This window comes from Scytonema sp. PCC 10023 (assembly GCF_963920835.1).
Taxonomy (GTDB): Bacteria; Cyanobacteriota; Cyanobacteriia; order Cyanobacteriales; family Nostocaceae; genus Kalymmatonema.
Window position 1 is genome coordinate 18,873 of sequence record NZ_CAWUDP010000112.1, and the last position, 11,691, is coordinate 30,563.

Below are 11,691 nucleotides of genomic sequence, written 5' to 3' on the forward strand. Positions count from 1 at the left end.
CCCGTTGTAAATAACGGCTTTTTTGACTTTGATGTAGCAATTATTCAAACCCATGCCCTGCGTGGGTTTTCAGACCATCTTGCCGGAAATTACATACATCTCGGATCGATACTTTTTATTTCAGCCTCTGAAAAATAAGCCACGCTGAGTTGCTTCTTCTACATAACCTCGCTTGGAAAGACGATTCAGAACAAAGTCAAAATGTGCTTTGAGATAAGGTTTTGAATGCGTGCCATCATTTATTTCAACAAGCTTTGTCAGTAACGAAGGCTTCAGCCAAAAGTCGCTATTCACGAAATCATCTGGCTCAAGACCGACCTCCGTTGTCAATGGTTGGTATCCATCAGCAAAAACTTTGAAATGGATATGCTTGACACGAAACCAAGAGGGATTTCCCACTGGGTCAGGTTGATAGTTACTGGGAATAACAGTATTGAAAGTAAAATTGCCACTCTCATCAGTCTTCATACGCCCCCTACACCGGAAGAAGTCTGGTGCTGGAGGATTATCTGGATCATCATTGTCATAAGCGCCCTTGTCATCCGATTGCCAAACGTCAATAAGGGCATTTGCAATCTTTTCACAGTTTGTGTTTGATACTGTTCCACTAAAGACGACTAATAATCCAGTAGAATCTTCAGGGTAAAGGTTCGTAGTAAATGGAGACCCCTGACGATAAAAGGGTCCTTCAGGTTGAGATTCGATAAGTGGGCAAGGAGCAGGTTCAATATTAGGTTGGTTAACTTCTGAAGCAGCAGGGGTTGCAGCAAGGGTATCGATTGGGTCAACCCGCCCATGCCCCCAATCGTTACGGTAATCATAGCTGTATCCTGGTGCAGGTTTTGCATTAGCCGCAAGAATACCCTTGATCTGGGATGCAGTCAGGCTTGGATTCTTCTGTAACATACATGCCACGACTCCCGCTGTGTAAGGAGACGACATACTTGTTCCTGTATATGCAACATAAGGCGTTCGATCTAAAGGGTTAGGAGCTTCTCGATACCTTGACCGAGCTGCCAAAATATTCACTCCTGGTGCAGCGGCTACTGGTGCCCGTCGTCCATCTCGTGTTGGGCCAAAACTTGTGGAATCAGCAAGGGTAATTGTTTCTGCGTCGTAATTTGAGACAGTAATAGGGTGTCGTGCTGACTGAATACTCCCAAGAGTCTTACGGCGGATGTAGGTTCCACCAATAAAGCTAGAAATGAAAGCAGGAGATTCGCGCTCAATCCAAGCATCGAAGGTTCCCTCCCGCGATAGTCGAGATGTTAACCGAAGTTGCCAAACACCTGCTTCCGTAGGCGTATTTTCAGGCGAGAGAACAATGACGTTAATGCGATTGTCGCCATTTAAGGGAGAGTTTAATTCATTGCTGATGTAAACACGGGTGCCAATGTGACCTACATCAAAAATGGCAGAATTATTCGGCTCAACGACTGGAACTGACTTACCATCAGGCAAAACCACCTCAAGCACAAATATATCCCGACCAGAATACCAAATTTCTACCTCATTAGGTGTGAAGTCCTGCGGTCGTGCTCTCCAATACAACGTCGTTGTCTCTCCCGTTGCCAGTTGCCCTTCGGAGTGAGTATGGATTAACCCTTGCCGATGTTCATTGCCAAGAGCCATAACGACAGCTCTTCCTGGTTGTCCCAGTAATCTATCAATCCATTGCTCTACAAGCGTTGTGCCATCATGTGGACCAGAGTTAGTGCCCATACTCATGTTAATTACGGCTGGACTATTGAGCGAACTTGCTTTCTCAAAAATGTATTTTACTGCCTCAGCCAGATTAACAGAGTCTCCAAAACCACCAATGATATTAGTATCGCCAGTATTGGGCTGGACAAAAATGATATCTGCTTCAGGGGCAATTCCGCGTACGCCTACATCGGGTGACTCGCCCCCATTGCCAGCAGCAATTCCCATGACATGAGTGCCATGAGCCCCAATATCCGGCGGCTCAATGCTAAGCGCTGCGAACGGATTGGTCTGGGAGAGAGCCTGATCTAACTGTTCTTTAGTAAATTCAACTCCACCACTATACCCCAAGGGAGGGCGTCCAATTGACCCAGGAGTAGCAGTCTGATCCCAGAAATACAAAACCCGGCTACCGCTCTCATTGCGAAAATCACCATGTGTAAAATCGCATCCCCAATCAATAATACCAACAATGACTCCTTTTCCTGTCTCAGTGAGAGGACTAGATGTGACTTCAATTTTTACATTGTTGAAAGAAGTCTCAACAGTTGCTTGCAAGCCTAAAGGTGAACCTCGTTCGACATACTGAACATTTGAGTGCATCTCTAGGTGTTCAATGGCTTCAGGGGTAATCTGAGCACTAAGAATGTTACCCACTGCACTACGGAGAAACACACCTGGTATATTCAGTGCTTCTGATGGGTTTTTCACTTGAATTAAAACTTGAATGCGTGTCTCAGGAGTTGCACCCTCAGTTGACGCAGCCATAAATGCCATATAGTTGACCTTGGCTGCAACATTTAGACGTTCTTTAGGAGTCAAGTGCTTAATAAAATCCAAACCTGCATCAATTTTCTTCATGGTTTCTCTCTTTATAAAGCTAAAGTATTACAAGTGCTGAAATACAAACTCAGATTAGCCCTCTTCTAATCTTTCTTTTGTCACTCTAGGCCACTCTAGGCAGAGGAAAAATAGAAATAGTCTTTCCAAAGGGACAAAAATAGATGATTGTGGAAGGTATTCATGATACCAATTAAACGGTCAAAGCCAAGAGAAAGTTGAGGAATAGGAAATACCTTCAACCAAGGTTTAATCAAATTAAACCAAACTAATTAGTTATTTTACAAAATAAAAAAGGAGAATATGCTAGTAATTAAGACTGTTCAAACTGCGTATCAAAAAACGTATGACTTGTCGTTTAGATTCTTGCTTGTCTAAACAATAATTTTCCAACAAGTTATATTCACTTTCTGGCAATTCTATAGTTAGCCTTTTTATTGGCTTTGTAAAATACCTTTCTTGGCATGACTCACATGAGTTTCATGTAGTCTTAAAAGCCATTTTTACATAAAAACTTCTCAAATATCTACCTAAAAAAAGTAATTATAAATAATATACCTTTAGATAGATAACAAAAATGATAATTTAAATATCTAAACTAATAAATAGGTGCAAGTGACAGTAACTTATGCAGTTTTTCCGCCAATCAGCAATAAAACTTTGAAAATCACTTTAATTCCCGTGAGTTACATAAAATTGGTTTCACGCAAAAAAAAGACCTACGGCTATCAAGAACGCTGCAAGTCTAAACGCCAAGAATTTATTGTTCAGATAGCCCAGCTTAACTCCGATCAAATTGTTTATATCCATGAGTCTGGTATGGATAGTCGAGATGATTATCGGTATGGCTGAAATAAGCGAGGAGAGCGGTTCCATACCCTCAAGTCTGGGCGACGCCAAGGGCGGGTGAAAAGGAATTGCGGCATTGTGTCATCAGCAGTTGATAGCTCCCTTTACAGTTGAGGGGTCAAGGAAGGGAGATGTGTTTGAGACTTGGTTAGAAACGTGCTTAGTACCTGTACTTAAACCAGGGCAAGTTGTGACAATGGACAATGCCACTTTTCACGGCATGTGGACGTATTGAACAGTTGATTCGAGATGCTGGCTGTGAAGTCTTGTATTTACCGCCTTATTCCCCAGACCTCAACAAAATTGAGAAATGCTGGTCGTGGCTTACAAGTCGAATTCGCAAACAAATCGAGCAGTTTGGCACTTTTCGAGAGACAATGGAACAGGTCTTACGCGGGAGCGTCCTAAGTAATCTGGCTATTGCTATAAAAGGGCAAATGGAACAAGAGCAACAATTGCTCGTATTGGTTTAAAATTTATTTTCATTTGATGCACTCTTTAATTTATAAACAAAGCAGAAGGTAATTTTTTGTTTGCTAACCTTGTTGCTTATTAATAGTGTGAGTTGAAATAAACATATGCACTTTGTGCTGCTCCTCCTGAAAACATCACTAAGTCACTTGACTATCATCGATAAAGCAAGCGAAACTAGTGCTTTCAGTAGATTACGAGCTGGAGGTCTTGGTTATGACCACTCCCCTGACTTGCCGCAATTATATAGATGGTCAATGGTTGAGTGCCGCACGGGGAGCTACCCTAGAAAGTCGCAACCCTGCTCTCTACACAGAAGTTATTGCCACTTTCCCGCGTTCCACAGCAGCAGATATAGATACAGCGGTAGCAGCCGCCCGCAAGGCATATCGTACCTGGCGGCTCGTCCCGGCTCCAGCAAGAGCAGAATATATTCAGAGAGTGGGAGAGCTCTTACTCAAGCACAAAGAAGAACTTGCCCAACTCATGAGTCGGGAAATGGGTAAAGCCCTAACAGAGGCGCGGGGAGATGTCCAAGAAGGTATCGACTGCGCCTATTACAGTGCTGGTGAAGGACGGCGGCTATTTGGGCAAACCATTCCCTCGGAAATGCCCAACAAATTCGCCATGACGGTAAGAATGCCCATCGGAGTTTGCGCCCTCATTACTCCGTGGAATTTCCCAGTCGCCATTCCTTGTTGGAAAGCTATGCCGGCGTTGGTGTGCGGTAATACTGTCATCCTCAAACCCGCTGAAGATACCCCCGCTTGTGCAACAAAACTTATTGAGATTTTTGCCGAAGCAGGTTTGCCACCCGGAGTTATCAACTTGGTGCATGGAGTGGGAGAAGAAGCAGGCAAAGCTTTAGTTGAGCATCCTGAGGTTGACTTAGTATCTTTTACCGGTTCTTCGGAAACGGGTGCTTTTGTTGGCGCAACTTGCGGACGGACTCACAAGCGCGTCTGTTTGGAGATGGGCGGCAAAAATGCCCAAATTGTTATGGAAGATGCTGACTTAGAACTTGCTCTCGATGGTGCGGTTTGGGGTGCATTTGGAACTGCCGGTCAAAGATGTACTGCAACCAGTCGCTTGCTTTTGCACCGCGATATCAAAGAGAAATTTACCGTTATGCTCAAAGAGCGTACCAGTCAGTTACGCTTAGGTGCAGGAACTGATCCCAATATTGATGTGGGACCTTTGGTAAATGCATCTCAACTCGAACGGGTGAGCAAGTATCTGGATATTGCCCGTGAAGAAGGCGCAAAGGTGTTGCTCGGTGGAGAAATAGCAACCGAGGCAGAACTAAAACACGGTTACTTCTTTCAACCCACGATTCTTGATGAAGTCACTCCCGAAATGCGAGTCGCCCGTGAAGAGATATTCGGACCGGTGGTGGCGCTTATCGAGGTGAACTCTTTTGAGGAGGCGATCGCCATCCTGAACGATACCCCCTACGGTCTTTCTTCTTCAATCTACACCCGCGATATCAACCGCGCTTTCGCCGCCATGCGCGATATCGAAGCAGGGATCACTTACATCAATGGTCCTACCATTGGCGCGGAGGTGCATTTACCTTTTGGCGGTGTTAAGCAAACTGGTAACGGACACCGGGAAGCTGGTACTGCTGTATTGGATGTGTTTACAGAATGGAAGACAGTGTACGTAGACTTCTCTGGAAGTTTGCAACGTGCTCAAATAGATAACCGTAGCTAGGGAATTCTTCATGAGTACGGGACAAAGGGCTATTTCGTGATAAGCATCCTCTAGCATTTGAGTTTATGGTGGGCAATCCCCACCCTACAACACAACCGCTTACCGCCCCTCCTTCAACGAAGTAAGGAGGGGCGGTAAGCGGGAAAAATGAAAGGCTCGATGCCTTTTATTTTTCCAAACAGTTTGGTATCATATTATTTACAGTTTTTGTTTAGCCAATGCCCACACGAAGAGTTACTTTTCGCCTCTATCCCACGCCAACGCAGGAACAAAAACTGCGCTATTGCAGGGCTATGCACAAGGAACTCTATAACTCGGCACTAGCTAACCGGAAAACTCAGTACCAAAAATTTGGAAATAAGGTTGACTACTACCAGCAGCAAAACAGTTTGCCAGCGTTCAAAGAAGTCTGGACGGAGTATAAGTTGCTTAATGCTGGTAGCTTGCAAGCCACTCTAAAGCGTGTAGACTTCGCCTATCAACGCTTTTTCCAGAGGCTAGGAAAATACCCTAGATTCAAATCAATTCGCCACTACTCAGGTTGGACATATCCAGATGGACGACAAGGCTTCAAGGCTCACACCACTGGTGTTAATGGCTATTTAAAACTTGTCGATTTGGATGTCGAAATTCAGATGAGAGGAGAGGCAAGAGTCTGGGGTAACCCGACAACTTGCACCATCGTGTACCTCCATGGGAAATGGTACGCCTCTATCACTGTAGATGCCTCTAGTATTAAGCGAGAACTGGGAACAGGTGCTATTGGGATAGATATTGGCTGCAAGTCAGCTTTGGCTATCACTGATGGAGAGAATCATCAATTAGTTGAGGCTCCTAAATTTCTACGCAAAGCTGAAATTCAGATTAAACATACTTCAAAATCTAAACGTAGAAAGAGATCGCCAAATCGTAAATCGAAAATTAAAGCTTCTAGAAGATGGAAGAAGGCATCTGACCGAGTAAGTAAATTAACTCGCAAGGTTGCTAATCAGCGCCAAAACTGGGTTCATCAGGTAGCAGCAGAAATCGCAAGCGGTAATAGCCTCGTTGCTACTGAAAAACTAGAAGTCAAAAACATGACTCGTAAAGTCAAGAAAGGTAAGAGAAAGAAGCAGAAGGCAGGTCTGAATAAGTCCATCCTAGATGTTGGCTTTGGGATGCTCAAATCCGCAATTAAGTACAAGGTAGAAGAAGGTGGTGGGCAATTCATTGAAGTCCCTACCAAAAAAGTTAAACCTTCTCAAACTTGTCCTAAATGTGGCAATCAACATTCCAAAACACTAGATGAACGCATTCATCAATGCTATGAGTGTGGCTACCAACAAGATAGGGATATTGCTTCTGCTGAAGTTTGTCTTTACTGGGTTAAAGGAAGCCACTGCGGTCTTGGGGTTCCCCCAAGTGGAGCAAGTGGCGTAACGCTGCCGGGGTTTGGAACGAACCTCGCAGACGGTGATGGGTCTAGCTCTACTTCACTACCCAAGACTCGCAAGAGTTGCGGAGGAATGAAGCAACTAGCCCAGAAGAAGCGTCTAAAATCTCAACCTGCTGTCGGGGATGCAGAAACCCCGACCTCCGCGTAGCAGGTCGGGGTAGTTCATAAAAGCCCTTCCAGGATAAGCCGGAAAGGCTTTTGGTGTATTTTGCGCCGGAGTAATTATGTTTTCGAGGCGCTACAGTTAGGTGGAAGTCTGCTGTAGAATCCTTAGCGCACTGCCTCCAGACAGCGGTAGTCGCGCATCCAGTCTTCCCCGTCCTGATCGCTTAGCACAGCGAGCCGCCCAGTAGTCAAAAACGCTAGCTTAAAAATTTCCCACTGCTCGTCGGTGATGTCACCTTGCTGTGAACTGACGCCTCCCTCCTCCCAGATAATGGTCACTTCTCTGCCCCCAGCAATCTCGAAGTTCCCCAAACGAGTAACTCGACCGAGATGCCACTTGAACTCCGCTCCGGCTTGCTTAGCTTGAGCCGTCTCGAGCGCCTCTGTGCCGGGCTGGTGAATATACTGCCCTTCATTTGCCGATGATTCCTGCTTTGTCATAAGTTGCCCTACTCCTTTTATATGGTTTGCTCTCGTTGATTCTGCCTTCGGGCGTATCGGCGGTTAGTTTCACAAAGAACCACCAGTACCGCCTTCTAGGCACCAGTACATTTATCAAACTGATCAAAAGATTTTTCATCGACCTATACGACCAAAACATCCCAGCTATTCCTTGAGCAGATGTTTTGGAAAAGGACGATTCATACTCAAAGAAAGCCCTCGACTTTGCTATCGGGGGTTACGAACAAAAAGCAACAAAATGCTCCGACTACTTTTTGCCTCTTTGATGCAGGTAAATCTATTACGGTTAGTAGCGGTTACGGAAGCTGTTGTTGCTTTGGTTACCACCAAACGAACTTCTGTTTTCCTTGGGCTTAGCCTTATTCACTTTGAGGTCACGACCCATCCATTCAGCACCATCAAGAGCTTCAATGGCTGCTGATTCTTCAGCTTCTGTACCCATTTCCACAAAAGCAAAACCGCGCGGTTTACCTGTTTCACGGTCAGTTGGAACCTGAACCCGCTTGACAGAACCATATTCTGCAAACACAGAATTCAGACCATCTTCTGTAACTTCATAAGAGAGGTTGCCTACATAAAGTGACATAAATTGTCTCCAAAATCATAAGTGTGTAGAGATTTAGATTTCGGAGAGAAGTCTTTCAATACCAAAAGGAAAAAGCCGATCAATAAAAAAAACAAACACAGTTACCGAATTAATTCTCACATTACTAGGATGACATATCAGGTAACTATCAGGGGGAAAGTTGGTCAAATTGTTACATAAAGTCATCCGAGCAATTGAAAGGTCAGTGTTTTTTAGGGAGGATGCAGTGAAGTGTTTCTTCCGTGATGCCGTTTTGATGAAAATCTAACATCGGCTTTATGGCATACCATCAAGCAAATCAGTCTCCATCTTGCCATACTGTATTTTATAAAGAGTGAGAACCGCTATAGAATCAACCGAAATAGAATCAAAAGCTACTGCAAGCGATCGCCTCTCACCGTTTAATCAGAAATAATCTTAAAAAAATCTAATACAACTATGTTAAGTATCCCTATTGATATAGCTTTACCACGATCGCCTCACATAGTCACTTCTTTACCCGGTCCTCGTGCCAAAGCTATTGTAGAACGCGATCGCGCTGTGACTTCCCCTTCCTATACCCGTGACTACCCGTTGGTTGTCGCTCGCGGTGAAGGGTGTATGGTGGAAGACGTGGACGGTAATGTATTTTTAGATATGACTGCAGGAATTGCCGTTACCGCAACTGGACACGCGCACCCGGAAGTTGTGCAAGCTATTCAAGAGCAAGCTGCAATGCTGCTGCATATGTCGGGGACTGATTTTTACTATGAACCAATGGTGGAACTGGCGGAGAAATTAGCTATCCGCGCCCCGTTTCCCAATGGTGCAAGGGTGTTTTTTAGCAATTCTGGAACAGAGTCTAACGAAGGAGCAATCAAGCTTGCTCGGTACTACACTGGGCGTTCCCTGATAGTTGCCTTTTTGGGAGCATTCCACGGACGCACTTATGGCGCGATGTCCCTGACTGGTTCCAAAACAGTACAGCGAGCTAACTTTGGTCCTCTGCTTCCAGGTGTAACGCACATTCCCTATGGGACTCACGCAAGCTTAGATTACCTGGAAAAACAATTATTTCCCACAATGCTACCGCCTAAAGAGGTTGCAGCAATCGTTGTCGAAGCGATACAAGGAGAAGGTGGTTATATTGTACCAGAGGATGGGTTTTTAGAGCGCATCCGGGAAATATGCGATCGCTTTGGCATCCTAATGATAGTTGATGAAGTGCAATCTGGGATGGGGCGCACGGGACGCCTGTTTGCTATTGAACATTGGGGTGTGATGCCCGATATCATTACCACAGCTAAAGGTATTGCCAGTGGTCTACCTTTGGGAGCCATTCTCGCTCGTCCGGAAATTATGACATGGCAACCAGGTTCCCATGCAACCACCTTTGGTGGTAATCCTGTTGCTTGTGCTGCGGCTATTGCTACTTTGCGGCTGTTGGAAAGTGGTTTGATGGCAAACGCCACCGAGATGGGAGAATTACTGCAAGCAGGTTTACATCGTCTGTCGCAGCAATTTCCGCAAATTTCGCCGCCACGAGGAAAGGGCTTGATGGTAGCGGTGGATTTGTTGGACTCGGAGGGGAATTTTGATCCCATGTTGCGGAATCGCATTCTCCAAGAAGCTTTCTTACGCGGTTTATTGTTACTTGATTGCGGAAAAGCAGCAATTCGCTTCTGTCCACCTCTGATTATCGATAGCGACCAAATTCAAACAGCTCTTCAGATCCTTTTTGAAGTTTTAGCAGATATTTAGTTATTGAAGAGGGATATATATAGCGCTTCTGGTTTGGATGAAATGAGAAGGAGTCAGAATTCAGAATACATTGGTCAGAATACCCCACGCTCTGTACCGGGGGTTTCAGATACGATGCGCCCCGCATTTCTATTCCTCCATACTTGAAAGCAGGGGCTTTAAACCCTCACCGTATCGCCAGTCGTACAGGAGTCATTCTGACGGATGACGACTGACACCTTCGTTCTTCTTCGGTAATTATTTATCTGTGTCCATCTGTGTCCATCTGTGGTTCTTATTTCTTGATATATTGCACTCAATTAAGAACCGCTATAAATAAATTTCGCGCAAAGACGCAAAGGCGCTAAGAAACTCTTTGCAACTTTACATCTTTGCGTAACGTTATCATAAATCTGATACGCATCGCCAGAAACACCATGAACCCCGAAATTGCCCGTCATCTTTGGGAATTGCTTTGGCACGACTACAGCACCAGGGTAAGTTACGCCCGCACCTACCAGCAAATGATAACTCATGCGGGTGGGACTGTCGCCAATGACCACATTGCCTTTCGGTCTTTACGGATGCTGGTGGACAGTCCACAGGGTCAGGTTAACTTGGGTATTGACTACCTAGGACAACTTGCTGAAGTTTTGGGTTACGAAGCGGCTGGGGAATATACTTTTCCAGAAAGTCATCTTTACGCGCGTCATTATCGCCATCCTCAGCAAGAGGAATTCGACTTGCCTAAGTTATTTATCAGCGAGTTAATTGTGGATGAATTGCCAGAAAAGACTGTTCAACTGATCCATCAAACTGTCTCAGGCGTCAATTTATTTCATTTTTCAGCAATTTTCGAGACATTTGATGCTGATACTAAACGTCTTGTCAAGGAATTGCATAGAATCTTTACTTGCCCCTGGCAACCTCCCCACCGTTCTGTACTGGAAGAAGTCAACAAGGTCACTCAGTATGGAGCTTGGGTACTGCTGCACGGTTACGCAGTCAACCACTTTACAGGCTATGTTAATCGCCAGAATACTCCAGAATACCCGGATATCGAGACTACGGCTCGTGGTTTAGCTAACTTGGGTGTGCCAATGAAAGCTGAGATTGAAGGGGATGTTGCTTGTGGTTTGCGGCAAACGGCAACTCAAGCAGTTACTGAAATTGTAACAGTATCAGAAGATTCCACTGATGCAGAAATTCAAATTCCCTGGACTTATGCCTACTATGAAATTGCCCAACGCTATATGGTGGAAGTCGAACCAGGTCAGCAAGTGCTGTTTGATGGTTTTTTGGGAAGGAATGCTCAGCAGTTGTTTGAAATGACGCGATTAAAAATGAGTTAGGAGATAGGAAAGTAGTTAATAAAACCTACTCAAATCTATCTATGAGGCTTGAGAGGCTTTATTTCCTACTTAGCGCCAAGGATGTCGGCATCAACAGTCCACAGGCGTAAATTCGGGAGTAGCTCTCCCTATTTTCTCTAAATTTAAGGCAGCATTGAAATCTCTATCCCCAATCCAGCCGCATTTTGAGCATTCAAAAACACGTTCCTTATTTGTTTGATGCTGTCTTTAATTGCTTCTCAGGCTTATTATCTGGAGCATTGGGGATTAATCTTTCTAGTCCACGAGCAATTATTGGCAGGAATAAGATAACTGCTGTTACACCAATTTCGGTCTACTGACATTCGATGCGATCGCGCAGCGGCGGTTTCCGCATCGCCTAACGGTGGAATCAT

Annotated in this window: 7 protein-coding genes and 2 pseudogenes; 5 read left to right on the forward strand and 4 right to left on the reverse strand. The window is 44.9% G+C overall.

Annotated features, from left to right (window positions below):
• Positions 1-120 precede the first annotated feature (120 nt).
• Positions 121-2,565, reverse strand: coding sequence for a S8 family serine peptidase (locus tag ACM0OZ_RS40260; protein WP_414588466.1), 2,445 nt, complete (start codon positions 2,563-2,565; stop codon positions 121-123).
• A 656-nt stretch (positions 2,566-3,221) separates the two neighbouring features.
• Here ACM0OZ_RS40260 and ACM0OZ_RS40265 point away from each other — a divergent pair.
• The 3 genes and pseudogenes from ACM0OZ_RS40265 to ACM0OZ_RS40275 all read left to right on the forward strand — a co-directional run.
• Positions 3,222-3,785 (forward strand): annotated as a pseudogene (locus ACM0OZ_RS40265) (IS630 family transposase); the annotation flags it as partial.
• Between the two features lie 295 nt (positions 3,786-4,080).
• Positions 4,081-5,577, forward strand: coding sequence for an aldehyde dehydrogenase family protein (locus tag ACM0OZ_RS40270; RefSeq protein WP_414588467.1), 1,497 nt, complete (start codon positions 4,081-4,083; stop codon positions 5,575-5,577).
• A gap of 218 nt (positions 5,578-5,795) precedes the next feature.
• Complete coding sequence (locus tag ACM0OZ_RS40275) at positions 5,796-7,160, forward strand: RNA-guided endonuclease InsQ/TnpB family protein (RefSeq protein ID WP_414588468.1); 1,365 nt, start codon at positions 5,796-5,798, stop codon at positions 7,158-7,160.
• A 122-nt stretch (positions 7,161-7,282) separates the two neighbouring features.
• Here ACM0OZ_RS40275 and ACM0OZ_RS40280 read toward each other — a convergent pair whose 3' ends face one another.
• Positions 7,283-7,618, reverse strand: a complete 336-nt coding sequence (locus tag ACM0OZ_RS40280) for a hypothetical protein (protein ID WP_414588469.1) — start codon at positions 7,616-7,618, stop codon at positions 7,283-7,285.
• Between the two features lie 307 nt (positions 7,619-7,925).
• Positions 7,926-8,225 carry an RNA recognition motif domain-containing protein gene (locus tag ACM0OZ_RS40285; protein ID WP_414588471.1) on the reverse strand — a complete coding sequence of 100 codons (300 nt, stop codon included), beginning with the start codon at positions 8,223-8,225 and terminating at the stop codon, positions 7,926-7,928.
• A 438-nt stretch (positions 8,226-8,663) separates the two neighbouring features.
• Between ACM0OZ_RS40285 and ACM0OZ_RS40290 the strand changes: the two genes are divergently transcribed.
• Together ACM0OZ_RS40290 and ACM0OZ_RS40295 are read left to right on the forward strand one after the other, a co-directional pair.
• Positions 8,664-9,965, forward strand: a complete 1,302-nt coding sequence (locus tag ACM0OZ_RS40290; protein ID WP_414588472.1) for an acetyl ornithine aminotransferase family protein — start codon at positions 8,664-8,666, stop codon at positions 9,963-9,965.
• A gap of 416 nt (positions 9,966-10,381) precedes the next feature.
• Positions 10,382-11,296 (forward strand): DUF1338 domain-containing protein, encoded by a 915-nt coding sequence (locus ACM0OZ_RS40295; RefSeq protein WP_414588477.1) that lies wholly within the window; start codon positions 10,382-10,384, stop codon positions 11,294-11,296.
• A 90-nt stretch (positions 11,297-11,386) separates the two neighbouring features.
• Here the strand turns inward: ACM0OZ_RS40295 and ACM0OZ_RS40300 are convergent.
• Positions 11,387-11,500 (reverse strand): annotated as a pseudogene (locus ACM0OZ_RS40300) (zinc ribbon domain-containing protein); the annotation flags it as partial.
• Positions 11,501-11,691: the final 191 nt, after the last annotated feature.

Bases quoted from the DNA above. Each gene is read 5' to 3' on its own strand.
- ACM0OZ_RS40260 (WP_414588466.1), bottom strand. From the start codon at position 2,565: ATGAAGAAAATTGATGCAGGTTTGGATTTTATTAAGCACTTGACTCCT.
- ACM0OZ_RS40270 (WP_414588467.1), top strand. From the start codon at position 4,081: ATGACCACTCCCCTGACTTGCCGCAATTATATAGATGGTCAATGGTTG.
- ACM0OZ_RS40275 (WP_414588468.1), top strand. From the start codon at position 5,796: ATGCCCACACGAAGAGTTACTTTTCGCCTCTATCCCACGCCAACGCAG.
- ACM0OZ_RS40280 (WP_414588469.1), bottom strand. From the start codon at position 7,618: ATGACAAAGCAGGAATCATCGGCAAATGAAGGGCAGTATATTCACCAG.
- ACM0OZ_RS40285 (WP_414588471.1), bottom strand. From the start codon at position 8,225: ATGTCACTTTATGTAGGCAACCTCTCTTATGAAGTTACAGAAGATGGT.
- ACM0OZ_RS40290 (WP_414588472.1), top strand. From the start codon at position 8,664: ATGTTAAGTATCCCTATTGATATAGCTTTACCACGATCGCCTCACATA.
- ACM0OZ_RS40295 (WP_414588477.1), top strand. From the start codon at position 10,382: ATGAACCCCGAAATTGCCCGTCATCTTTGGGAATTGCTTTGGCACGAC.